Origin of the sequence: Asaia krungthepensis NRIC 0535 (assembly GCF_025995175.1) — a bacterium.
GTDB classification, from domain to species: domain Bacteria; phylum Pseudomonadota; class Alphaproteobacteria; order Acetobacterales; family Acetobacteraceae; genus Asaia; species Asaia krungthepensis.
The window spans coordinates 70,266-94,263 of the sequence record NZ_BAPV01000001.1; the positions used below are offsets into that span (position 1 = coordinate 70,266).

Sequence of the window (23,998 nt, forward strand, 5' to 3'; positions counted from 1 at the left end):
CTATCAACAAAAAGAAGGATGAACGGCACCACAGGGCCTTTTGGCGCGTCTGGAATGGCTTGTCTGTCATCATGCTTCCTGCCGGTTATTATTAGTGCAGGCGGCGGTAACACCTGCCGCCCTGCGCGGGCTGTAGGAAAATAATGAAATCAAAACGTTTCGTTATAGAAGCGAAATAAGGTTATGCTGCGTCAACCGTCTGGTTGTCGAAGGAGCGGGCAGGGCATGGTGACTGGATCGAGGCTGCATCGTCAGCTCAAGCTGCGCCATCTGCATTTGCTGGAAATGCTGAATGCGACGCGCAGCATGCGCCTGACCGCACAGAGACTGAACATCTCACCCGCCGCTGTCTCGAAATCCTGCATCGAGATCGAGGCCCTGCTCGGTCAGCGCCTGTTCGAGCGTGTGCATGGCCGTCTTGTGCCCCTGCCAGGACTCGAGCGTGTCTTGCTGGCAGCACGGCGGATCGATCATGAATTGCAGGCGCTGAGTGAGGATTTCGTGCGTGAGACGGCCCTGCTGCATGGCAAGGTCCGTATTGGCTTGCAGGCTCCGATGCTGGAGAGACCGCTTATCGCGTGGGTGTCGCGCATGAAGCGCGAGCAGCCCTTCCTCACTGTAAGTATCGAATATGGCATGCGTCAGCGTCTGCTCGATGACCTGCATGCCAGCAGGCTCGATATGGTGGCGATCAACCTCCTCGGGGTCTCCGTCTCGGGACGGTTCGAAACCCGGACGCTCTGTCTGGAGCATTGTCTGATTCAGGCCGATGGCGCGTTACTGACCGTCTCGGAGGTGCTGGATAACTGGGTCCATTATGTGGATCGCACCTGGCTGTTGCCCGTCAAGGGCATGGCGATGCGCGACCGCCTGGATCAGGTTTTACAGGCGCGAAGTCTGCCGCTGCCGGACAGGTTGATTGAAATCAGTGTGCCTCACAGGCTCGAAGAGTTGCGTAGCGCCTGTGATGCGGTGGCTCTGGTGCCGGTATCGTTACTTTCAGAGGCGCAGCATGCGCGTCTCCCGGTTCTGGATGGAGGATTGCCGGGGGATGATTTCTTCATGGAGCATGGGATTGCCTGGGCGAGGGGTATCGAACGTACCGCGCCGGTTGCCTATGCTCTGTCGGTGATGTCGAGCCTGCCCGAACCCTATGGCGTTTCCTGAAGTGCGGCTCCCGGGTCGGGCTCCCCAGGGGAGTCCTCTCCGACAAGGTATCGTCAGAGGTTACGCAGATAAAACGAAGGGGCAGGCAGGATATCGGACGGGCGTTCGCCAACAATAACGTTTTGGTGAAAATTTCTCTTTGATGAACTTGTGATGAAGCACAGTTAACATTTTTGACGCACATTGCCCATTCTTTGAGCCGTCGGATCATGTGGGGCGATCTGACTGTCGATACAGCTTGGAGTGACGGTTCTTCTTGCCGTTATCCAAAGTGTTGACAGATCTTCCGTCCATACAGGGCCGGTGGCTTCACTGCTCCAACGGCTTTCGGCATGGCGGGCCTGCATAGCGGGCAAAGCTTTGCCCGGGGGCGTAGCGTGAGGATGTCCCGTGCGACGCGTTGTTCCTTTATTATGCACCCTTGCTGGCCTGGTGATCGGGTTGCTCGGTGTGGCTCTGGCCCTCGGCGGGGCCTATCTCGCCTGGCTTGGCGGAAGCTGGGCCTATATCGTTCTCGGTCTGCTTATGGCCGGTGTCGGGTTCTCGGTCATGGCCCAGCGGACCATTGCCCTTCCCTTGTCGATTCTGCTCAGCCTTGTTGCAGCGGGCTGGGCGTTCGGTGAGGTGGGCGATGTGTTCTGGCTCGTCCTGCCGCGCGTCGGGGTGTTTCTGGTTCTGCCCATTGTGGTGGGTGTTCTGGCCCCCTTTTTCGGCTCGACAGAGCGTAACCCTGTCGGTGGAGCAGTGCGTTCGGGCGCCTTGCGCTCCGGCGGTGTCCCACGCGCCTGGGGGCTCGGGATCGCCGCGGTCTATGCGATTATCTTCTGTGGCGTCATACTCGGTGTGTTTCAGCCTCATGCCGAGGTCACGGCAGATGCATCGCAGCAGCCCAAGGCCGATGGGGCGCTGGGGCAGCAGAACGGCAATGACTGGCCTGCCTGGGGGCGCAACCTGACGGGTGACCGTTTCGCACCCTATACGCAGATCAACGCGCAGAATGTGACCGATCTCAAACTCGCATGGACCTTCCATACAGGGGACCTCGCCATTGACGGGTCTGAATATCAGGTTACGCCGCTCAAGATCGCGGATACGCTCTATCTCTGCACACCTCTGAACAAGGTGATTGCGCTCGATCCTGTCACGGGCAAGCAGAAATGGCGTTTTGACCCGCATATGCAGGTGACGCGCGGCAACAAGGGCTGGAAGCGCTGCCGTGGCGTCAGCTATGCCGATCTCACGACCATGTCGCTGCTGGGGCCCGATGCGAAAGCATTCGGCCCGGAGGAAACTCCTGCGTCTGCCGACCAGGCCTCCTCCGTGCCAGCGCCCGCTGCACCGCCTGTAGAAACCGCGACGCCCGCGCCTGTCGCCATCACGGCGGAAACGCCCTGTGCGCGTCGTATTGTCAGCACGACCAACGATGCCCGCCTCTTTGAACTCGATGCCGCGACCGGAGCGCTCTGCGAAGATTTCGGCGATCATGGCATGGTGAATCTGCTCGAAGGGCTCGGCCCGACGGCACCTGGCTCCTATTATCTGACCTCCGCCCCGCTCGTGGCTGATGGCGTGATCATGGTGGGTGGCAAGATCAACGACAACATGACCGTCGGTGAGCCCTCGGGCGTCATTCGCGGCTATGATGTGCGTACGGGCCGACTGGTCTGGGCCTGGGATGCCTCGCGCGGCGACAAGGACAGCCGCCCACTCCCCGCTGGACAGATCTATGCGACCGAAACCCCGAATTTCTGGGGCACGGCCTCCTATGATCCCAAGCTGGGTCTTGCCTTCATTCCCATGGGCAATCAGACGCCGGATTTCTGGACCGGTAATCGCCATGACTATTCGGACGAATATACCGACGCGATCCTGGCACTCGATATCCGCACGGGCCAGGAACACTGGCATTTCCGTACAGCCAATAACGATATGTTCGACTATGACGTGACGTCGCAGCCGATCCTGTACGATATGCCCGATGGCAAGGGTGAGACCACGCCTGTCGTGGTTGCTCTGACCAAGCGCAGCCAGATTTTCGTGCTCGACCGCCGTACAGGCAAGCCTGTCGTGCCTGTGACCGATCGCAAGGTCGCGACTGACGGTATGCCCGGGCAGCGCATCAGCCCGGTTCAGCCCTATTCCGCCCTCTCCATTGGCGTCGATCCGCTGAAGGAAAGCGATATGTGGGGCGGTACGGTGTTCGACCAGCTCTACTGCCGCATCGCTTTCCGGAAGATGCGTTGGGAGGGGGAATTTACCCCGCTGAGCGACAAGCAGAAAACCCTGATCTGGCCCGGCTATTACGGTGGCTCGAACTGGGGCGGCGGAGCGCTTGACCCGCAGACCGGTGTGCTGGTGGTGAACGACATCCGCATGGCGATGTGGGGACAGTTCATCAAGCGCGAGGACGCCGCCCATGCCGGCCTCGTTCCCTCGACCGAAGGCGAATATTCCGAGCAGCTTGGCACGCCCTGGGGCGTGGAGCGCTCGATGTTCGTCTCACCGCTCGGTGCGCCTTGCTTCAAGCCGCCTTATGGTTCGCTGACGGCCATCGATCTGAAGACTCAGAAGACGCTCTGGCAGGTGCCGGTTGGTAGCATTCAGGATGCCGCCATTCATGGTGTGTTCGGCCAGAAGGGAATCATTCCGCATCTCTACGTGCCGATTGGCATGCCGACCATGGGCGGACCGATGCTCACCCAGGGCAATCTCGCCTTCTTCCACGGGTCACTCGATAATTATTTCCGCGCTTTCGACCTGCGCACGGGTAAGGAAGTCTGGCGTGAGCGCCTGCCTGTCGGCGGTCAGGGTACGCCCATGACTTATGTCGAAAAGGGCAGGCAGTATGTGCTGGTGGTCGCGGGTGGCGCGACGCGTACCGGCACTAATGCGAACAAGGGCGATTACGTTCTGGCCTATGCCCTCCCGGCAACACCCTGACGATCCCTTTCGCTCCCTGCCGCCTTGACGCGGCATGGGAGCCCCTACGAGGTTCCGGGTCTATCGCGGAACCTTGGTCAGGCCCGCGCTCTGCCGGGTCTGACACCTGGGGAATGATGTCGGGTAACGCTGCGGCAGATGCATTCCCGCAACGAGGTCCGGCTCGGCCAATACTCCCTCGGAATCGATGACCTGGGGGCAGGATGATAAGGTCCCGCCAAGCAAGCCGAATATCCGCTTCATCTTCCCTGTCAGTGCTAGTCTGTCGGCGCAGTCCCGGCTGACGTGCCGGAAAAACCACCATTACCGCCTCAAGCGTGTCTCTCTATCTAAGCTCTCGACCTTTGGCCTTTCTCTACACAGTCGTGCGGGCCGTGTGATCCGCAATCATGCCGGTCGTGCGCTTTCCGGGTGAGACGATGGGCAAAAGAAAACCCCTCTCCCGTTGCCGGAAAAGGGGGCACGGCTGAGTCGTGGAGGCTTGGCTTGTTCAGGCTGTGCGTCCAAGAATGCGATTATAGAGCGTGACGAGTTCCTGCGCCTGATCCTCGTAGCTCGGAAGGCTGCCCTTGTTCGGGTTCACATAGGAATCGAACCTGCTCTTCTGATCGAGGATGGCTTCAATCGCGGCTTGGAGCGGAGCGGGATCGTCGATGATCGGGATGAGGGAGCCATTCACGCCATCCACGATTTCCTCAGCCTGGCCGCCCGGTGCCGTCGAGATCACCCAGACATCGCGCGACAGGGCCTCGCGCACGGTCAGGCCATAGCTCTCGCGCCATTGCGAGGGGAAGAGCAGCACGTCCACCTGATCATAGAAATCATCCAGTCCGGACTGGGTGTAGGCTGGAACGGTGCGGATCGTGCCCTTCACCAGCCATTCCGACGTATCGATTGAGGGAAAACCCAGATTGAGCGTGTTATCGACCAGTACCAGTTCCCAGTCATCGCGCTTGGTGCGCTCCAGCGCCTTGCGGATCAGGTCATAGCCTTTGACAAACCCGATGCCCCCGACAAAACCGAAGCGCAGCTTGCTGCCTGGCGGGCGTTTCGCCTTGGGCCGCGAGGGCCAGGTGAAGCCGTTACGATTGATCAGAATCCGGTCAGAGGGCACGCCATTGCGCACATAAAGCCCCTTATGCTCTTCCGAGGGGCTCAGAATGGCTGCCGCACCCGCCAAAGCCTGGCGCATGACCTTGCGGCGTTCATTCAGGTAATAGGCGCGTGTTGATTCACCAGGGGCAAGCGGCACTTCGTTCTTCTCAAGGTGGTACTGCCCGTCATCGCGTGTGATAAAAAGACTCTCTGATAGCCACCAGCAATCATGCAAGCTGATCACATAAGGCACGCCACGTTGTTGGCAGATGCGGGCCATGCCGACACCCATTTCCTGGATGGCATGAAAATGCACCAGTTCAGCGTCCCATGCATCGATCCAGCGCTCAATTTGACGGGCGATGGCAAGGTTGTCTGTCGCTGCGTTACGTCCAGCTACGATGGAAAAGACGTCCGTATCCAGAACTCTGTAACGTAAGGCTCCATCGGGCAGAGCGTCCAGCACAGGACGTGTCGTCATAACGCTGTTCTCGAAGCCGGCCTTGGCGAGCGGCTTGAGAAGGGCTTCCACTACGATCGTGGCCCCGCCGAAAGAGCGCGGGGCCATGAAGATGTTCACCTGCAGGACACGCGGCGCCTTGTGGGCATAGGCAGGAGGCTCGCCGAAGATGGGAGCGGCCTGCTGGGTCAGGATACGGTCGGGCGCATAGAGTGCGAGCGCCGTCTCGCGTGCTTTCAGACCGATGTGGCGACGCAATTGCGCGTCGCTGGCCAGTGCCAGAACCATGTCGCGCCACTCTTCGGCCGTGCACGCGAGATATCCGTTATCACCGGACTGGATGACCCGGTGATAGGTATCGGTAGGTGAGCAGATAGAGGGAAGTTCCAGAATGGCGGCTTCCAGAAATTTGATATTGCTCTTGCAGTCATTGAAGAGCGTGTCCTCGAGCGGCGCAATGGCGATGTCGGCTTTGGCCAGTTCTTCCAGATAGGCGGCATAAGAGAGTTCGTTCCGACGCTGAATGCGCGAGCCGAATTGTGCAAAGAGCGGAGAGATCTTCAGTGGGCCGATAATCAGGAGATTCAATCGCGGCTCTGCCTTCATGGCCGCGATCAAACCGGTTTCAGCGATCTTGAAATCCATGTCATGGGCGCGGCTGCCCGAACCGTAGCAGACCCAGATCCTGTCGTCATTGCGCGGGGCCGGGTTGGCAAGCAGGGTTTCGGCCACCTTAAGCGTCTGGGTGTCGAGCGCGTTCTCCAGAACCAGCACATCCTCGATGCCGACCTTGCGCATTTCGGCGGCCAGGGCTTCCGTGGAGGCCATGCCACGCCCACAGGCACGGAGCGCGCGCAGATAAAGATCGGCCAAATGGTAAAGGCCCTGGCGCTCATGATAACTCAATGTCGCGAGATTGCCGTTGCGCCGGTAGAGGATCTTGCTGAACAGAAGATCGTCGATCTCCCAGCGCGGCTTAAGACCTAGCCTTTTTGCCTCGGCGATCAAGCCGAGTATCGAGGGAACGCCCGGGACGCGATAGAACAGAATTTCGGTCGCCACCTGGAGCGAGGAGAGCGCCTCGCTGCTGTCCTGCCAGTCGACGATCTGTACGGTCCAGCCGAGACGACGGATCAGCTCGGCCTTCTGGGTCACGCGATATTTGGTACATTGCTGCAAACCTAGATCGGCGATCAGCAAATAATGGGGGCGCAGCATCTGTGTCGCCTTGGGCGCCGGGCGTCGCAGAAAGGCAGCAAGCTCCTTGGTCGGGACAAAAAGCGGATCGCCCGCCTGATCACTATGCCGTGAAAGACGCCGTTTCGCGATTCCCCCGGCATAAAACCGACCCATCGCTTTAAAGAACCCTTCGGTGCGATAGGAATCGAGCCACTGCTCCCAGGCCTCGTTGATAGGAATGCCGCGCGGCAATCTACCGAGGGTCAGGGCCCGAACCCAACGCAAAGGCTCCATGACTCGCCAGGATAGCGAACGGCGCATCAGCTTTAGCTGTTGGTTCGTCAGACGAAGCTCTGCCTGGAGTGAGTCTGCCCGAAGTGTTGCCAGATAGGCAGAGGATCCGGCTACATCTTCCTGAGGAGCATTCGGGTCAAAAGCAGATCGTGTCTGTCGGTCATCAATATCAGGCAAGAGGTACTCATTCGGCGACGAGGTGAGGGATCAAAATAGTAGTCCACCGCTCTTCTATAACCGAATTTTACCATCTGGAAAAACAAAGGCCCGATCTGGGAGATCGGGCCTTTGCAGAGGCAGGCGTCCTGAGATCGACGGCAGCAATCAGCTGATGACGATGTTCGATGCCTTCAGATCGGTCACGCCGAGGAAAGTGACCTTCATGTTGTTGTCGAGCTGCAGCGTGGTGTTGCCGCCGGTCACGGTTGCGGTGGCGAGCAGATCCTTCACGGCCTGATCGGCATCGGCAGGCTTGTAGTTGTACATGAAGAACATGTTGCCGGCAGCACTGCCGAAATCGGTGATGGTGATGTCGCCGCCATTATGGCCTGCCAGAACACCGAAGCTGTTGGCTGCGCCGTCACCACCGGTCACGGTGGCGAAGCTGTCACCGTTCGAGTTCTCGAACTGTGTGCCGAACACGAAGTGATCGGAACCCGAGGTGCCGATAACCGTGTTGTTGCCTGCACCGGTCCAGGCTTCGAGCGTACCCTTGGAGGAGGACGCATCGATATACTGGCTGCCCGTTGTGTTGGGCTGGTTTGCAGTGAACAGGGCGAGGCCGTTCGTGTCGACGGTAGCGTGCAGGTCGTTTGCGCCCCAGATCGTGCCGAGCCCGGCATTGATCGAGGTGTTGCCTGTGCCCGAGATGAACTTGAGAGCACCCGACACGCTGATGGACTGATCGCAGCCGTGATAGACCGAGAGGTCGCCTGCTGCCGAGATGGTGTCGCCGATGGCGCCGACGATGGTGCCCGAGTTGCCGGTGAAGTCGACCGTGGAGCCCGTGCCGCCGAAAACCGTGCTGTTGATGCCGACAGAGATGCGGCTGCCCACAAGGGCCGCATCGACGACAGCCGAGTTGGACTGCAGCGTGACGATGGAGTTGCCACCCAGCAGGGTGACCGTGTCGGAAGCGTTTTCGACACCGGTGATCGTGTCCTGACCTTCGGAGGCGACGAAATTCGCACCTGCGCCCAGGGTGATCAGGTTTTCGCCTTCACCTGCGCGGATGTTGTTCACGCCGTTGCCGGCAACGATAGTGTCATTGCCGTCACCCGTGGCGATCGTCCAGTTGCCTGTGCGATCATCTGCGTGGAACAGGTTGTTGCCCATCGTCGAGACGAAGGTGCCGTTATAGTTCCCGGCATAGAAGCTCACGCCTGCCGTATTGCCCGCAAGGATCGACAGGTTGTCCGTCACCACACCGGTAGCATCGACCGCAACCGGTAAGTTCAGGGGGGCGACCGGGGTGGCTTCCTCCGGGCTCAGATAGGGCGCACCCTGCGCACCGATCACGAGGTTGGAATACTTGCCCTGCATCGAGAAGGCGCCACCGGTCGTCACGACACCCTGGATGACACTATTCGCCGAAGACGGACCAGCATTCGACCCGTTGACCAGATCAACTGAAGTCAGGTTGCCGCTGGTCGTCGCGTCCAAGATCTGCTTCGCGTAGCTCGAGGCCAGCGTCTGCATACGGGCACCTTCCACAGTGACCTGCACAGTCATACCAGACGAACCGACTACCGTTACGATCGCCATGCGATCAGCTCCTTTATTATTTTTGGAGGCTTCAGACGCAAACCGTTACATTTGGGCTGTCGCATGGGGCCGGACGCTGTCGACCCATCATGCTTCAGTGGTTGTGCCGTCTGGCAAGACCCGCATTGAACACTAACTTCCTTATGAATGTCTTAACCTTCCCGCGGAGTCAATAAATTGCAGGTATTGGACATCATTCGATACCGGTTTGAAGAAAACCTACATATTGGGAAATCGTTCTCTATGTAGAAATGTTTTGAAATTCCCAGATTTCAGAGGGATATCCTTGCAAATCATAGGATTTATCCTGATGTCTTCAGCGTGACCGAAGCGCACCCGATCAAAAATATGTGATTATTACATAAAATTTCATGATTCCATGTCTCCGCTCGCTCGAGGCTTCGTCAAGCTGAGGCCGCATCGTTCATTCGCGATGATCTGGAAATCTCTAGAAGTCCGCGCATTCAGTGGCATTCGTGTTTCAATAATGACACGTCGTGTTACAGGAAGTCGTTGAGTAAAGTGCTGATTTAAAACAAAAAAAGGCGACGGATGCCACGCATCCCTCGCCGTAAGGTAAAAATGTACGAAAAATCTGGTAAAGGAAACCTGAATATTTCAGATAAATAACTAATAGTCCCTCACAGTTTTATGAAGAACATGTCCCCCCGGAGCGCAGGGTAAGCACTCAAGAAAGGTCGATACCCTCAAGTTCCTCCAGCCAGGCTGCCGCTGTCCCGTCAGAAGGCGCCCGCCACTCGCCCCTGGGTGAAAGGCTTCCCCCTGGAGAGAGCTTGGGCCCGTTTGGCAATGCTGAACGCTTGAACTGGCTGAAACCGAAGAATCGCTTCACGAAGAGGATGAGCCAGCGGTGAATGGTGTGGGGATCATAAGCATAGCGCCGGTCGTCGGGATAATGGGCTGGCCAGATACCACGCTCCGCTTCTTCCCATGCCTGCATGGCGAGGAAGAGGATCTTACCCGGCCTGAAGCCGTGACGAAGCGTGTAGTAAAGATTGAAATCCTGAAGCGGATAAGGGCCTATCTTTTCTTCTGTTTTCTGCACACCGCCGGCGTCGGCCGGTACGAGTTCGGGAGTGATTTCCGCCGAGACGATCGTCTCGAGAACCGTCCCTATTGATGTCCCGAGGATTTCTCGTCGGGCGAGCCAGCGTATCAGATGCTGGATCAGTGTCTTGGGCATGCCCGCATTGACATTATAATGAGACATCTGGTCACCCACGCCATAGGTGCACCAGCCCAGCGCCAGCTCGGAGAGATCGCCCGTCCCGATCACGATCCCGTTGCACTGGTTTGCCAGTCGGAACAGGAAATCCGTGCGCAGCCCTGCTTGGACATTTTCGAACGTCACGTCATGAACGGCTTCGCCGGCGGCGAAGGGATGGCCGATGGTGGCCAGCATCTGCATGGCCGTTGGTTTGATATCGAGCTCATGCGCCGAAACGTCGAGCGCGTCCATCAGCTCATGGGCCAGTCCGAGGCTGGTATCGCCTGTAGCGAAGCCCGGCATCGTATAGGCTTCCACCCGGTCGCGTGGCCAGCCCATCTCGTCAGCCGCACGTGCCGCGACCAGAAGCGCAAGGGTCGAATCGAGGCCCCCCGACACGCCAATGACTACCCGCTCGACCCCGCTCGATCGCAGGCGCTGGGTGAGCGCACGCACCTGTATGGTCCAGGCCTCGTAGCAGTCCTGATCGAGACGCTGAGGATCGCCGGGCACGAAGGGGAAACGGGGCACCTCGCGTTCGAACCCGATATCGCCCTTTGGGGGCGACAAAGTGAACCGGATACGACGCCACAGGGTCGTCGCGCTGGCGCGTGCGCAATCATGGAAACTGCCCATCCGCATCCGTTCCTGACGCAGCAGGTCGAGATCGACATCCACAAGAGTCTTTTGCGCGGTCTCCGGAAACCGGGTTGATTCGCCGAGCACCCGACCATTTTCGTAAACCGAAACCTGTCCGTCCCAGGCTACATCGGTGGTGGATTCTCCCGCCCCCGCCGCAGCATAGATATAAGCGCAGATTGCCCTTTGCGACTGCGCGCGGCAGAGCAGATGACGGTCTTCGGATTTGCCGATCGTGATCGTGCTGGCCGAGGGATTGCCGATGATCGTTGCGCCCGCCATGGCCAGAGCCGTGCTGGGCGGGCTGGGAACCCACAAATCCTCACAGATTTCGATTCCAAGTGAAAAGCCAGGGAGATCATCGGCCTCGAAGATCAGATCTGTTCCAAACGCGACCGTCTCGTCGCCCAAAACGAGCGTTTCGCCGGTTATCCCTGTTCCCGGGGTGAAATGACGGGAGTCGTAGAATTCGCGGTAATTGGGCAGATAGGATTTGGGGACAATGCCCAGAAACCTGCCGCGATGCAGAATGACGGCGCAATTGAACAGCCTGGCCCGATGCACGAGGGGGGCCCCGACCACCAGCACACTCCCCCAGGAGGCTGATTTCTCCCGCAGGATGAGCAAAGCCTCGATGACGCCTTCGAGCAGTGCGTCCTGCTGGCGCAGATCATCGATGGCGTATCCCGAAAGGCCCATTTCAGGAAACACAGCCAAAGCAGCGCCCGCGGCATCGCATTCGGCAGCAAGGGCGATGATCTGGGTCAGGTTATAGCGTGGGTCGGCAAGGCGTACAGGAACGGTGCAGGCGGCAACACGAGCAAAACCGTGCCGGTACAGAGAGCGGAACGTGCTCATGGGATCATCTCCTGTGCCTTATAGCCCACGGCGCACTGCCGGGTTCATGCCCAGAAACGTCTTTCCAGATTAAAAAACAAGGGGTGTGCAGGTGGAAGGCAAACCTGTCGCAGACTGATCCGTTCACGCTCAGGCCCGGACCATGACGATTTTGTTATGTTCCAATCAAGGAGTGATCGCCATGGACCTGTTGCGCTGGACAATCGTGTTTCTGATTCTTGCCCTTCTGGCAGGCCTTCTAGGTTTTGGCGGTATTTCTGCCGACTTTGCATCCATCGGCAAGATTCTCTTTTTCATTTTCCTCGTTCTGTTCGTGCTCAGCTTCATCTTCGGTCGCGGCCGTATGCGCTGATCCTCGGACCGGACGCCCGGCGGCCTCCCTGTGATGGGGAAAAGGCCGGGCTCGCCGGTCAGGACCAGGCAGAGGGATGAGCATCCTGCATTATCCCCTCCGCCTGGGTGTCAGTACCCGTTAGGATCCGGATCTCCCGGATAAGCGTAGCCCTGAGCAGGGTCGCACCCCGCGTAGCCACCGCAGGCATAGGTGTACGGGGCGGCGGCGTAGGGTTGAGCCCCATATGGGGCGGCATAGTAAGGCTGCGCCACGGCAGCGCCAATGACGGCACCTGTCGCCAGACCCACGCCGAGACCGCCCCAGCCGCCACCCCAACCCCAGCCGCCCCAGCCCCAGCCACCGCCCCAGCCCGGCATACCCCAGCCATAGCCCATCCAGCCCGGGCCACCCCAGCCCCAGCCGGGACCACGCCAGCCACCACCCCAGGGTCGGCCCCAGCCGCCCCCACCGTACCAGCCTGGCCCACGCCCACCCCAACCGGGGCGACCATAGCCAACTCGGCCGTAGCCAGGGCCACCACCCCGGTAGCCACCACCCCAGCCACCGGGGCGACCACCACCCCAGCCGCCGGGCCCACCAGGCATACCCCCGCCGGGGCCACCACCGTGGAAGCCCCCACCCGGGCCGCCTCCACCGCCGTGAAAGCCCCCGCCGGGACCGCCGCCTCCGTGGAACCCGCCGCCCCGCTGGGCTTGCGCAGGTGACATGAATGTCAGGGGGACGAGGCAGAGCACCGTCCCGACAAGATAGCGATTGCGCATGGGTTTGCTCTTTCCTTCCTCGGAAAGCGGATCAATCCGTCTCTCGTCACGATTATATCGTGCCTGGGAGCGGCGGAATAAAGTCGAACGCGTAACCGCCGGATGACGTTTCGTGACAAATTACCCGCCCTGGCGGACGATCAGCCCGACTGAACGCGCGAGCCCAGATCGTTTCGTTATCGCCGGGGGCGGCGGCGTATATGGCCACCCAGACGGGACAGGACCTCCTGAAGCTCACCCTGCTTCATGTCCGGTATCGTTATGGGGGGCGGAGGCGTACGCGCGGCCGGGGTTGAAGGGCGCATGACCGCGGGATCCTGAACGATTCTGATTTTCCGTACGAGGGTCGTCCCGTCATCGAAGCGCAGGTCGCGCCCGGTGCGCAGCGGGCCACAATGGTTGTTGATACGCTCGATAAGCTGTGGTGCCAGATGTTGCAGCTCCAGGGCAACGGGGCCCGTGCAGGCAATCGTCAGCGTTCCCTGGCTGACCCGGCGGGGCTCGGTCTGGGCCGCAAGAGCGGGGCCCACGATTTCGGCCCAGTCCAGGATCAGTCTCACAGCCGGGGCCGGACGCTTGTTGAACGCCGGACGCGTCACCTGCGGAATAATGGCACCCAGGGCCCGCCCTGCCATGTTCCGGCGTGGTTCCAGCGACCCAGCCTGCGCAGGCATGACGGATCCGGGTACCTTGCCGGTGACAGCGGGTTTGACCGTTCTGGCCGTGCGGGGGCGCGTCATACCATCAGTCTCCGCCTCACGAGGGCCGGAAAATCGGACACTGGAAGCGGTTCCTCGGGTGGGGGAGGGATGAACACCCTTGCCGGATACGTTCTCGCGCTTCATATCGCCCGGGTGACTCCTTCTGCCTCTTCCCTGCTCGACTGGTATGCCCGTCAAAGACGGATCCTTCCCTGGCGTGCCCTGCCGGGGCAAAGCGCCGATCCCTACGCGGTATGGCTGAGCGAGATCATGCTTCAGCAGACAACGGTCGTGACCGTTATGCCCTATTATGAGCGCTTCCTGAAGCGTTATCCCACGGTGCACGACCTTGCAGCGTCGCCCTTGCAGGATGTGCTGAGCGCCTGGGCGGGGCTGGGCTATTACAGCCGCGCACGCAATCTTCATGCCTGCGCCACGATCGTATCGGCGCGTGGTGGCTTCCCCGACACGGTTGAGCAACTCCAGGCCCTGCCGGGTATCGGCGCCTATACCGCCCGGGCTATTGCGTCGATCGCTTTCGGCGTGCCGGTCGTTCCGGTCGATGGAAATGTCGAACGCATCACGGCGCGGCTCCACGCAATGACGGAACCCCTGCCTCAGGCGCGTCGTCAGCTCGATAAACTCGCAGAGCACCTCAACCACGATCCCGACGCCCGACGTGCCCCTTCCGATTTCACTCAGGCTCTTTTCGATCTCGGGGCAGGGATCTGCACGCCGCGTCGACCCTCATGTCTCGTATGCCCGTGGCGCAACCCGTGTAAGGGGCATGAAACAGGGGATCCGGCTCGCTTTCCGGTCAAGGCGCCACGCAAGGCGAAACCGGAACGCCATGGTGTGATCTTTGTCATCAAGAGCAGAGAAGGCGCTCTCTGGCTGCGTCATCGGCCCGAGAAGGGTCTGTTGGGGGGGATGACCGAATTTCCGGGAACAGCTTGGCTCGACGAGCCGATATCCCTGGTCCATGCCCTGTCGCAGGCCCCCGTCGCGCTTGAGCCGGAGGGGCGGACATGGAAAGTCGCTGGACAGATCCGGCATGTTTTCACACATTTCGTCCTGAATCTGACTGTCGTGAATGTTGCGATTGCCGATTTTTCACCGCTCCATAATCAGGATGGATTTGCCTGCCCTCCCGACGCCCTGAAGGACCAGGCCCTGCCGAGCGTCATGAACAAATGTCTGGCTCTGGCCCAATAGGAGAGGTCAGTGATCCGCTCCCTTTCCCGGGAGCGCCGTCTGGCCCATGACTGATGAAAGGGACGCCTGTCCATGCTCTATGCCTCCGCACGTTTCTGGCTTCTCGATTTCTTCGGCCATGTTGTCGATCATGATCCGTTACGGGATTGCCTTTTCTCGGTCGTACCCCCTCCCGGTCGTTATCCAGGCCTCTTCTTCTTCGCCGACAGCGTTGCGCTTCAGCAATTCACTGTGACCCTGCGCAAGATCGTCTCGCTGCCGGTGCCTATTCCCCAACTCCAGGCCACCCGCCAGACGAATGGTCTCATCACGCTTCAGCGCCTCGACGGAACGGGGCGTTATCTGCGCAGCGTCGAGAATGCAGGGATCGATTTTCAGGCAACGGAGGCGAAGGACTGGGAGCATTTCCTGATCCTCTCCGAGCCGATGATGCACAGTTACGCCATTCTCAGTCAGGGAGAAGTGAGCGTCATCACCGACCCTGACGAAGAGATCCTTTCGCCGATGAGTTTCGTCGAGGGCTTCAAGGGGCGTATCGGACCTCACGATTTCAGCCTTGCCGCCAATCTCACAGCTCTTGAGGATCTCTCGTCGCTCGAGGTCGGAAGTGGTGCCCCCCTGGTCCTTCGTACCGATCAGGGAGAGGAAATCACCCTGACCGTCACACGGTCATGAACTGCGGGTCTGGCGATAGGCTTTCATGGCGCGATCGCGTCCTTCGTCGAGTGAAACAATCGGCTTCGGGTAGTCGCGCCCGAGTTTGATACCGGCCTTGTCGAGTGTTTCCGGATCGGCCTCCCAGGGGGCAGCGAGCGACTCTTTAGGGAGTTTGGCCAGTTCGGGAACCCAACGGCGGATATAATCACCCTCGGGATCGAATTTGGCCGCCTGGCGCAGCGGGTTGAAAATGCGGAAAAAGGGTGAGGCTTCGATGCCTGTGCCTGCAACCCACTGCCAGTTGACGGCATTCGACGCAGGGTCGGCGTCGATCAGCGTGTCCCAGAACCAGGACTCACCCTCACGCCAGTCGATCAGCAGATGCTTCGCCAGAAATGACGCAACGATCATGCGCGCCCGGTTATGCATCCAGCCTGTCTCCCAAAGCTGTCGCATCCCGGCATCGACAACGGGAATGCCGGTCTGGCCGCGCTGCCAGGCCAGGAGCTGCTTTGGGCTCCGCCGCCAGGATAACTTGTCGAATTGCGGTTTCAGATTGCGCTCGGGTAATTCGGGGTTGTGGAAAAGCGTGTACCAGGAGAAGTCGCGCCAGCCGAGTTCGGACAGATAGGTGTCGCGGTCGGGGGTACGCCCTTTATCCTTGCAGTCATGCCAGATCTGACGCGGTGAAAGCACGCCAAGCCTCAGATAGGGCGATAGTCGTGAACTACCCTCGGCCGCCATGTCATTGCGACCTGTATCGTATTGTCCCAGCGCTTCATGGGCGAAATCGTGTACCAGTTCGGCGGCCTCATCCTCTCCATGCTCCCAGTATTCACCCATCTTTTTCCCCCAATCCGGCTTGCTCGGCAGGAGAGCCTTGCCGAGGGCGCAGGGCTTGAGCGTCTTCTTGCCCTTGAGGGTGACATCCTGGAATTTAAGCTGTCCCGGCACCGGCAGAGGTGAGGGGGGCGTACCGAGCGCCTGAAACCCTTTCCACCAGGCCGAGAAGATCTTGTACGGCGTGCCTGTCTTTGTTGTGACAGATTCAGGATTGCGTAGCACGGTGCCATGGGATCGATTGAAAGCGCAGTCCAGCGCGTCGAGCTTTTGGGCAACCGCCTCATCCTGGGCGCGGGCCTGCTTCTGGTAGCGATGATGACAGAACACGGCACGCGCCCCTGTATGAGCCACCAGATCGGGAATGACCGTGACCGGATCGCCCTCGAGAATCAGGCAGTCGCCGCCATGCTCTCTGAGACTATCTCTAAGCGCCTCGAGCGCGCCATGCAGGAACCATTTATAGGCGCCCCCCGGTGCGCGTATGGCGTCTGATGTGTCCAGCACATAGACGCACAGGATCTTGCCTCCCTTCTCGCTGGCGGCAGTGAGGGCCGGGTGATCGGCAAGGCGCAAATCATCGCGGAACCATACGAGGGAAAGCGGGGCTTGGGTCATGGTCGGGCTACTCGGGAAGAGGGACGGGCCGGGAAGAGGCGAAGCTCAAATCGTGAGGCCATGAGCATCACGGTTGCGTGTCCAGCGCGTCAGAGCGGCTTTGGTTTGTCGGCTGCCCCACTGGCGGCGCATGCGTCAGGCTTTGTCGGTCCGCGAAAGCTGTGGCCGGGGCGCAACAGCCATGCCGATACCGATTTGTAACGAAGCGAACCCTCTCCCGGCAGGAGCGTTCTGAAGCCCAGAACTTTTGATAAGGAATTGTTTCATGACCACGGCTTCCTTCTTCCGCACCGGTGCTCTTGCTGTCCTTCTGGCTCTGCCGGCCCTGGGTCTATCGGCATGCAACACGGTTGACGGTGCCGGTCGCGATGTCAGCTCCATCGGTCACGACGTCAGCCGTGGCGCTGGCGCCACCCAAGGCGCGATCCACAACTCCGTGCCGCAGGCTGCCACGCACTGATCAGGGCAGACCTGAACCGGGCAGGCCTTTCCCGGTCTGTCCGGTAACGAACGCCGTCCCTCGTTTCATCGGGGTATCGGCAGAAAAGGCGGTGCCTTCGGCATCGCCTTTTCTGTATCGGCGTCCCGCAAGGCTCGCAGGGTTGTCCTGGGTAGTCCGGGCACGACTTGCAAAATTATCCGGACACAGCACATAGTAGAAAACCGGCCGGTCAGGTCGGCTGATAATTTGACGTTCTCAGGGCGGGGTGGAACTCCTCACCGGCGGTAGGTGCCTTTGCACGAGCCCGCGAGCGCCTTCGGTCCCTGGACCGAAGGGACAGCAGATCCGGTCCAAATCCGGAGCCGACGGTCATAGTCCGGATGGAAGAGAACAGGTTACGCTTTCGCAAGGGGCTCCCTCTTGTGAAGACGCCAGATGTTCGCGCCCGGGGACCGTCCAGACAGGATGGGACCGTATTACCGTGCCGGGAGATTTCTCCTCCAGCCCCGTTTTGCATATGGGGCAAGCGCCACAGAGCGTTTCAGCGTCGGAAAGCCGGGCAGTGCGCCAAGGCTTCGAGGCAGCGCTCAATGAGGCTGCACGCTATCTGGGCGCCACTTCTCCCAATCCTGCCGTGGGCTGTACTTTGCTCGACCGCGAAGGCGGTATCCTTGTGGTTGCCGCCCACCATCGTGCAGGCGCGCGCCATGCCGAAGCGCTGGCCCTGCATCAGGCGCGTGAACGAGGGGTGATCGACCGTGTCGTGACCGCGCTTGTCACGCTGGAGCCGTGCAATCATGTCGGGCGCACGCCGCCCTGCAGCGAAGCGCTGCGCGACAGCCCGGTCGAGACCGTCTGGGTGGGTGTGCGCGATCCCAACCCCGTGGCGGGCGGGGGGATTGCCCGGCTGCGGCAGATGCCAGAAGGGCGTCAGGTGCGCCTGCTGGAGGATGAACCCGGTTTTGCTGATCTTCATGAGGGCTGTCAGGCCCTGATTGCGCCTTTCGCAACGCGCATGGTCAAGCAGCGTCCGTGGATTACGGTCAAGCAGGCGCTTGATGCGCAGGGCTCCATGATACCGCCTGCAGGACGCACCACTTTCACCTCGCAACAATCGCTCGAGATCGCTCATCGCCTGCGTCGCGCAAGCGATGCGATCATCACCGGCATTGGCACCATCCTGTCCGATAATCCGCGTTTCGATGTGCGTCATGTGCCGGACCATGAAGACAGGGCCCCTCGGCTTGTCGTGGTGTGCGACCGGCAGAATCGCCTGCCGGATTCCTGGCGCGAGAAAATGATCGGCAGCGGATTTCGTGTACTCGTTTCACGTGATCTCGCCGAAATTCCGGCCCTGCTGGGCGATCATGGTGTGAACTGGGCCATGGTCGAGGCAGGCCCCTCCCTGCTCGACGAGATCAGGCGTCTTGCCCTGTGGGATGACTGGCTGGTTTTCCATGCCGGGGAGTCCGGGGCAGGGCAGTCCGGGAGCGCGCCCTCAGACAGGGATCGCGCCGTAATCACCTCTCATGGGCCTACGCCCCTGCGTTTCATTCTGGATGAAGGGGCGCATCCCCTTCCTGCTGACAAGGTTGCACTCTGATGTTTTCAGGCATTATCGAGCATATCGGCCGTATCAGGACTGTCGAGACACGCGATCAGGCCATTCTGTTGCAAGTCGAAACCGGCTTGTCGGACATGGATCTGGGAGAGAGCATTGCCGTCAATGGCGTCTGTCTGACGGTTGCCGCTTATGATTCGACCGGGCTTGCCGATTTCTTCGTCAGTGCCGAAACCCTGTCACGCACGGCCCTCGGACGTCTGTCGGATGGGGCGCGGGTCAATCTCGAGCGTGCCAGCACACCGGCCACGCGCCTGTCGGGACATATCGTGCAGGGTCATGTCGACGGTCTTGCGCATCTGGTTTCAGTCAGCCCTGTTGGTGAGTCGCGTCATATCGTCTTTCGTCTCCCTGCCGCCCTGCGTGGCTATGTGGTGGAAAAAGGGTCGATCGCGCTCGATGGCGTTAGCCTGACCGTCAATGAGGTCAGCGATGTCGAGGGCGAGGCCTTCACGATTGCCCTCATGATCATTCCCCATACCTGGGACCATACGGGGCTGTCCGAGATCAGCCCGGGTGATCCGGCCAATGTCGAGGTCGATGTTCTCGCCAAATATGTCGAGAGCCTGCTGAAATACGGGGTGCGCTCATGACCGCGATGCTGTCCTACCCGCTTGCGCGCGCGATTGCGGCGCTGCGCGAGGGGCGCATGGTGATGATGATCGACGATGAAGGGCGCGAAAATGAGGGTGATCTGGTGATTGCCGCCCAGTTTGCGACCCCCGACGCCGTCAATTTCATGGCCACCCATGCGCGCGGACTGATTTGCCTGCCGCTCGAGGCAGAGCAGATCGATCGGCTCGGTCTGCCCATGATGCCGCGCCGTGGCCATGATCCACGTGGAACGGCTTTCACGGTTTCCATCGAGGCGACCACCGGGATCACGACCGGCATCTCTGCGGCGGATCGCGCACGAACGATCCAGGTTGCGGGCCATCCTGATGCGCGGCCCGACGAGATCAGCACACCCGGGCATATCTTCCCGCTGCGTGCCCATCCGGAAGGCACGGTCGCGCGTGACGGTCATACGGAGGGCGCGATCGATCTGGCCCGTCTGGCCGGGCTCCATCCGGCGGCGGTGATCTGCGAAGTCATGAGCGCGGATGGCACGATGGCGCGTCTGCCTGAACTGCGTGAGTTCTCGGCTCGTCACGATATCCCGGTGATCTCGATCGAGGAGATCGCGGCGTGGTGCCGGGTGCATGGTCGTGCCGCGCTGGGTGATCGCGTTGCGCCGGAACCCGTACCTCCTGCGGTCGAGCGTATTGCCGAGGCCGCCCTGCCGAGCGTTTATGGCGGGCATGATCTGCGTATCCAGGCCTTCCGCGCGCCGGATGGGATCGAGCATGTCGCCCTCATCAAGGGGGATCCATCGCAGGGTGTGCCGCTTGTGCGCCTGCATTCCGAATGCGTGACCGGTGACGCGCTCGGTTCCCTGCGCTGCGATTGCGGTCCCCAGCTTCGTGAGGCGCTGGAGCGTATCTCCGCCGCGCCGTCGGGCGTGCTGGTTTATCTGCGTGGTCATGAGGGCAGGGGGATCGGTCTTGGCAACAAGATACGTGCCTATGCGCTTCAGGATGACGGCAAGGACACGCTCGAAGCCAATCTGGAACTCGGCCTGCCCGGTGACGCGCGCGACTGGGTGACCGGCGCGGCCATTCTGCAATCGCTTGGCATCGACGCGCTGACCCTGCTGACCAACAACCCGAGCAAGGTGTCGGGTCTCGAGGCGGCAGGGCTGCGCGTTGTGAGCCAGGAACGTCTGGAGGCGGGGTACAACCCGTTCAACCGGGCCTATCTTCATGCCAAACGCACCCGGATGGGCCATCAGCTGAGTGATGCCTGGCCGGATCTCGTCGATTCCGTGATTGAGAAATAAGGAAGCCCCATGAGCAAATCCATTCCCGTCGCCCCCGATCTCACACTGGTGCCGACGCCCAAGCTCGCCCTTCTGGTCAGCCGTTTCAACACGGATGTCACTCATGGTCTGCGCGATGGTGCACTCGAATGGCTGGAAGAACACGGCATTCGCGATGTCGACGTGTTTGACGCGCCGGGCGCCTTCGAACTGCCTCTCATGGCGCAGGCTCTGGCCAAGACAGGCACCTATGAAGGGGTTATCTGCCTTGGCTGCGTGATCAAGGGTGACACGGCGCATTTCGAGTTCATCAGCCTTGGCGCGACGATTGGCATCATGCAGGCGCAGCTCGCCACCGAAACACCGATCTGCTTCGGAATCCTGACCACTTATACCGATGAGCAGGCCCAGGCGCGGTCGCGCAAGGACGTGCATAACAAGGGGCGCGAGGCCTCGGCTGCCTGTGTGGAGACGCTCGCTTTCCTGCGCAACACCCGCAGCTGAGTCATTTCGTGACAGCCCTGTGACAGGGGCGGTTTCCCAATCAGGGGACAATGCTCTAAACCTGCCCGGACCATGGCGCTTTGGCGTCTCTCCGTGGCAGGGTTTAACAAACGTCAATGCTCGCAAATCTCATCGGATCGATCGTCGCGTTCTGCACAAGGCGCGCCCTTGTTGTTCTGACGCTATTCACGCTTCTGACAGCCGGAAGCCTGTATCTCACCGCCCAACGTCTTGGCGTCACCACCGATACCGATGAGATGTTCGCCTCCAGCCTGCCCTGGAAGAAACGCAATGCAGAGCTGAGCCAGCTTTTCCCGCAGAATGACGATCTGATGGTCGCCATCATCAAGGCGGACATGCCGGAACAGGGCCGCGCCACGGCGCGCGAGCTGGCCAGAATCCTGAAGGCGGATCACAAGAATTTCCGCACTGTGCGTCTGCCCGACGACTCCCCGTTCCTCCAGAATCACGGCCTGCTTTATCTCGACAAGCCCGTCCTGGGGTCACTGCTCGACTCTATCGTGGCAGCCCAGCCTTTCCTTGGCACGCTCTCCGCCGATCCGTCGTCGCGCGGTATTTTCACGGCGCTCGGTCTGCTGGGTGAAGGGCTCTCGGCAGGTGAGGACATTCCTGCGAGCTTCGATCCGGAACTCAGGGGCTTCGCCACCGCCCTGCAGGATGCAGCGGGTAATCACCCCAGGGACCTTTCCTGGCAGAATCTGCTGGCCGGACCGCTGGGCGATATGGCCGGGCGCTATCAGTTCGTGATGACCCAGCCGCATCAGGATTTCGGGTCCCTTCAGCCGGGGGGCGAGGCGAGCGCCGCCATGCGCAAGGCCATCGATTCCCTGCCTTTCGTGAAAAGCGGCAATGCCATCGCCATGATCACCGGCCCGGTCCAGCTGAGCGATGAAGAGTTCTCGACCGTTGCCCATGGCATGGGCTTTGGGCTGCTGACCTCGCTCGTGCTTGTGGCTGCCTGGCTGGTTCTGGCGGTCCGTTCCATGCGGGTCATCGTGCCGATCCTGATCACGCTCGTGATCGGCCTGCTGCTCACAACGGGGTTCGCGGCTATTGCCGTGGGCAAGCTCAATCTGATCTCGGTGGCTTTTGCTGTACTGTTCGTGGGTATTGCCGTCGATTTTGCCATCCAGTTCTCCGTGCGTTTCAGAGGGCAGCGTCAGGTATCGGGCGCCGCAATGACACCGGCCGATGCCTTGGCCGAGACAGGGCGTGAGACAGGGCATCAGATCCTGGTTGCTGCTTTGGCTACAGCCGCCGGGTTCCTGGCCTTTGTCCCGACCAATTTCGTCGGTGTGGCGCAGCTTGGTCTGATTGCCGGTATCGGCATGATCATTGCCTTTTTGTGCACCATGACGCTTCTGCCGGCACTGCTGCATCTTTTCCGTGCGCGCCTGAGCCGTGGCATGCCGGGCTTCACGCGACTTGCTCCGGCAGATCACTTCCTGCGGCGCTACCGCAAGCCGGTTCTGGCCTTTTTCGGCATTCTGGCCGTGACGGGCCTCGCGCTCATTCCGCGCCTCAGCTTCGATGCGGACCCGCTGCATACCAAGAACCCGGACACCGAAGGCATGCGGGCCATCCATCTTCTGGAACAGGACCCGCGCGCTTCGCCTTATGACGGTGAGGTAGTGGTTCCCAATCTGAAGATCGCGGCAGAGCGCGCCAGGCAGTTCGAGGCCCTGCCGAGCGTGTCGTCAGTCATGTGGCTGGGCATGTTCGTGCCGGAGAACCAGACCGAAAAACTGGCCATGATCCAGGATACGGCCTCTATCCTGCTGCCTACGCTGGTCGGGCAGGAGGTTCAGCCCGCGCCCGATGCTAATGCGCTGCGTGCCAGCGCGGCTTCTGCCGCGAGCAAGCTGGGCGCCGTGCTTGACAAGACTGCCCCTGACTCGCCGCTGCGCAGCATCCAGCACTCGCTTGCTGAACTTGCTAAGGCACCCGACGCCCAGATCCTGGCCGCCAATACGGCACTGACGCGCTTCCTGCCGGAGCAGCTTGCCCAGCTCGTCGATGTGCTTCAGCCCACGCCGGTCACCATCGAGAGCATTCCGCAGGATATCGCTCGTGATTATGTGGCCCCTGACGGGCGCGCGCTCCTCAAGATCCTGCCTAAGGGGCGTATGTCGGACAGCAAGGTGCTGTACCACTTCCTGAACGACATGCTCACCGTCGACAAGAATACGGCAGGCACGGCGCTCGAAGTGGTGGAGAGCGCGCATACGATGGTGCATGCCTTCTCTACAGCGGCGATTTCGGCTCTCGTGATGATCGCCATCATCCTGTTCGTGGCTTTGCGTCGCCTGCTGGACATGGTGCTGGTTCTGGCCCCGCTCCTGCTCTCCGCATTGCTGACCGTAATCCTCATCGTCACCGTGCCCGAGACGCTGAATTTCGCGAATATCATCGCGTTGCCGCTGCTTCTGGGCGTGGGGGTGTCGTTCAACATCTATTTCGTCATGAATTGGCGGGCGGGGATCAAGAGCCCGCTTACCTCGCCCACCGCGCGCGCCGTGCTGTTTTCTGCGCTGACCACTGGCACGGCTTTCGGCTCGCTTGCAGCGTCAGAGCATCCCGGCACGGCCAGTATGGGCCGTCTGCTGCTGATGTCGCTGGCCTGCACCTTGCTCGCCACGCTGACCTTCATTCCGGCTTTGCTGCCCAAGCGCAAGATCGACGCGGAGTGATCTCTTCCGCATCCCGCTTCGCAATGCGCGGAGCAGGGATGCGTAAAATCGGACTGGTCAGACACGGTTTTCCGGTGTTAGGGACGAGCGA

General features: G+C 60.6%; 17 protein-coding genes and 1 riboswitch. Of the genes, 11 read left to right on the forward strand and 6 right to left on the reverse strand.

The window, feature by feature from the left end; genetic code table 11:
- Positions 1-225: 225 nt before the first annotated feature.
- Complete coding sequence (locus tag AA0535_RS00305; protein WP_264813878.1) at positions 226-1,167, forward strand: LysR family transcriptional regulator; 942 nt, start codon at positions 226-228, stop codon at positions 1,165-1,167.
- 390 nt (positions 1,168-1,557) lie between these two features.
- A complete protein-coding gene (locus AA0535_RS00310) occupies positions 1,558-4,107 on the forward strand; it encodes a membrane-bound PQQ-dependent dehydrogenase, glucose/quinate/shikimate family (RefSeq protein WP_264813879.1) in 2,550 nt (849 codons plus the stop codon).
- A gap of 490 nt (positions 4,108-4,597) precedes the next feature.
- Here the strand turns inward: AA0535_RS00310 and AA0535_RS00315 are convergent, their stop codons facing one another.
- From AA0535_RS00315 to AA0535_RS00325, 3 genes are all read right to left on the reverse strand, one after another.
- Positions 4,598-7,312, reverse strand: a complete 2,715-nt coding sequence (locus AA0535_RS00315; RefSeq protein WP_264813881.1) for a glycosyltransferase — start codon at positions 7,310-7,312, stop codon at positions 4,598-4,600.
- A gap of 147 nt (positions 7,313-7,459) precedes the next feature.
- Complete coding sequence (locus tag AA0535_RS00320; protein WP_264813882.1) at positions 7,460-8,899, reverse strand: calcium-binding protein; 1,440 nt, start codon at positions 8,897-8,899, stop codon at positions 7,460-7,462.
- A 688-nt stretch (positions 8,900-9,587) separates the two neighbouring features.
- Positions 9,588-11,624, reverse strand: coding sequence for an NAD(+) synthase (locus AA0535_RS00325; protein WP_264813883.1), 2,037 nt, complete (start codon positions 11,622-11,624; stop codon positions 9,588-9,590).
- A 181-nt stretch (positions 11,625-11,805) separates the two neighbouring features.
- Between AA0535_RS00325 and AA0535_RS00330 the strand changes: the two genes are divergently transcribed.
- On the forward strand, positions 11,806-11,976 hold the full coding sequence (locus tag AA0535_RS00330) for a DUF1328 family protein (protein WP_188425765.1): 171 nt from the start codon (positions 11,806-11,808) through the stop codon (positions 11,974-11,976).
- Between the two features lie 110 nt (positions 11,977-12,086).
- Here AA0535_RS00330 and AA0535_RS00335 read toward each other — a convergent pair whose 3' ends face one another.
- Together AA0535_RS00335 and AA0535_RS00340 are read right to left on the reverse strand one after the other, a co-directional pair.
- Positions 12,087-12,740 (reverse strand): hypothetical protein, encoded by a 654-nt coding sequence (locus tag AA0535_RS00335; protein WP_264813884.1) that lies wholly within the window; start codon positions 12,738-12,740, stop codon positions 12,087-12,089.
- A 176-nt stretch (positions 12,741-12,916) separates the two neighbouring features.
- Positions 12,917-13,480, reverse strand: coding sequence for a DUF721 domain-containing protein (locus tag AA0535_RS00340; RefSeq protein ID WP_264813885.1), 564 nt, complete (start codon positions 13,478-13,480; stop codon positions 12,917-12,919).
- Between the two features lie 69 nt (positions 13,481-13,549).
- Between AA0535_RS00340 and AA0535_RS00345 the strand changes: the two genes are divergently transcribed.
- Positions 13,550-14,656 carry an A/G-specific adenine glycosylase gene (locus tag AA0535_RS00345; protein ID WP_264813886.1) on the forward strand — a complete coding sequence of 369 codons (1,107 nt, stop codon included), beginning with the start codon at positions 13,550-13,552 and terminating at the stop codon, positions 14,654-14,656.
- 72 nt (positions 14,657-14,728) lie between these two features.
- Entirely contained in the window at positions 14,729-15,331 is a 603-nt protein-coding gene (locus tag AA0535_RS00350) for a hypothetical protein (protein ID WP_264813887.1), read from the forward strand.
- On the opposite strand, the gene AA0535_RS00355 is transcribed toward AA0535_RS00350, so the two are convergent.
- A complete protein-coding gene (locus AA0535_RS00355; RefSeq protein ID WP_264813888.1) occupies positions 15,326-16,771 on the reverse strand; it encodes a cryptochrome/photolyase family protein in 1,446 nt (481 codons plus the stop codon). The genes AA0535_RS00350 and AA0535_RS00355 overlap by 6 nt on opposite strands.
- A gap of 265 nt (positions 16,772-17,036) precedes the next feature.
- Here AA0535_RS00355 and AA0535_RS00360 point away from each other — a divergent pair, with 265 nt between their 5' ends.
- From AA0535_RS00360 to AA0535_RS00385, 6 genes are all read left to right on the forward strand, one after another.
- The gene (locus AA0535_RS00360; protein ID WP_264813889.1) at positions 17,037-17,231 is read left to right on the forward strand and encodes an entericidin; all 195 of its coding nucleotides are present in this window, start codon (positions 17,037-17,039) and stop codon (positions 17,229-17,231) included.
- A gap of 229 nt (positions 17,232-17,460) precedes the next feature.
- A riboswitch (FMN riboswitch) is annotated at positions 17,461-17,609 on the forward strand.
- Positions 17,610-17,730: 121 nt separating this feature from the next.
- Positions 17,731-18,816: a bifunctional diaminohydroxyphosphoribosylaminopyrimidine deaminase/5-amino-6-(5-phosphoribosylamino)uracil reductase RibD gene (ribD, locus tag AA0535_RS00365; RefSeq protein ID WP_373319245.1), complete on the forward strand. Its 1,086-nt coding sequence runs from the start codon at positions 17,731-17,733 to the stop codon at positions 18,814-18,816.
- Entirely contained in the window at positions 18,816-19,427 is a 612-nt protein-coding gene (locus AA0535_RS00370) for a riboflavin synthase (RefSeq protein ID WP_264813891.1), read from the forward strand. The genes ribD and AA0535_RS00370 overlap by 1 nt, the downstream gene beginning before the upstream one ends.
- A complete protein-coding gene (gene ribB, locus AA0535_RS00375) occupies positions 19,424-20,713 on the forward strand; it encodes a 3,4-dihydroxy-2-butanone-4-phosphate synthase (RefSeq protein ID WP_373319240.1) in 1,290 nt (429 codons plus the stop codon). The genes AA0535_RS00370 and ribB overlap by 4 nt, the downstream gene beginning before the upstream one ends.
- Before the next feature lie 9 nt (positions 20,714-20,722).
- Entirely contained in the window at positions 20,723-21,196 is a 474-nt protein-coding gene (ribH, locus tag AA0535_RS00380; RefSeq protein WP_264813892.1) for a 6,7-dimethyl-8-ribityllumazine synthase, read from the forward strand.
- Between the two features lie 116 nt (positions 21,197-21,312).
- Complete coding sequence (locus AA0535_RS00385) at positions 21,313-23,907, forward strand: MMPL family transporter (protein WP_264813893.1); 2,595 nt, start codon at positions 21,313-21,315, stop codon at positions 23,905-23,907.
- Positions 23,908-23,998: the final 91 nt, after the last annotated feature.

Bases quoted from the DNA above. Each gene is read 5' to 3' on its own strand.
- AA0535_RS00305 (WP_264813878.1), top strand. From the start codon at position 226: ATGGTGACTGGATCGAGGCTGCATCGTCAGCTCAAGCTGCGCCATCTG.
- AA0535_RS00320 (WP_264813882.1), bottom strand. From the start codon at position 8,899: ATGGCGATCGTAACGGTAGTCGGTTCGTCTGGTATGACTGTGCAGGTC.
- AA0535_RS00325 (WP_264813883.1), bottom strand. From the start codon at position 11,624: ATGAGCACGTTCCGCTCTCTGTACCGGCACGGTTTTGCTCGTGTTGCC.
- AA0535_RS00330 (WP_188425765.1), top strand. From the start codon at position 11,806: ATGGACCTGTTGCGCTGGACAATCGTGTTTCTGATTCTTGCCCTTCTG.
- AA0535_RS00335 (WP_264813884.1), bottom strand. From the start codon at position 12,740: ATGCGCAATCGCTATCTTGTCGGGACGGTGCTCTGCCTCGTCCCCCTG.
- AA0535_RS00340 (WP_264813885.1), bottom strand. From the start codon at position 13,480: ATGACGCGCCCCCGCACGGCCAGAACGGTCAAACCCGCTGTCACCGGC.
- AA0535_RS00345 (WP_264813886.1), top strand. From the start codon at position 13,550: ATGAACACCCTTGCCGGATACGTTCTCGCGCTTCATATCGCCCGGGTG.
- AA0535_RS00350 (WP_264813887.1), top strand. From the start codon at position 14,729: ATGCTCTATGCCTCCGCACGTTTCTGGCTTCTCGATTTCTTCGGCCAT.
- AA0535_RS00355 (WP_264813888.1), bottom strand. From the start codon at position 16,771: ATGACCCAAGCCCCGCTTTCCCTCGTATGGTTCCGCGATGATTTGCGC.
- AA0535_RS00360 (WP_264813889.1), top strand. From the start codon at position 17,037: ATGACCACGGCTTCCTTCTTCCGCACCGGTGCTCTTGCTGTCCTTCTG.
- ribD (WP_373319245.1), top strand. From the start codon at position 17,731: ATGGGGCAAGCGCCACAGAGCGTTTCAGCGTCGGAAAGCCGGGCAGTG.
- AA0535_RS00370 (WP_264813891.1), top strand. From the start codon at position 18,816: ATGTTTTCAGGCATTATCGAGCATATCGGCCGTATCAGGACTGTCGAG.
- ribB (WP_373319240.1), top strand. From the start codon at position 19,424: ATGACCGCGATGCTGTCCTACCCGCTTGCGCGCGCGATTGCGGCGCTG.
- ribH (WP_264813892.1), top strand. From the start codon at position 20,723: ATGAGCAAATCCATTCCCGTCGCCCCCGATCTCACACTGGTGCCGACG.
- AA0535_RS00385 (WP_264813893.1), top strand. From the start codon at position 21,313: ATGCTCGCAAATCTCATCGGATCGATCGTCGCGTTCTGCACAAGGCGC.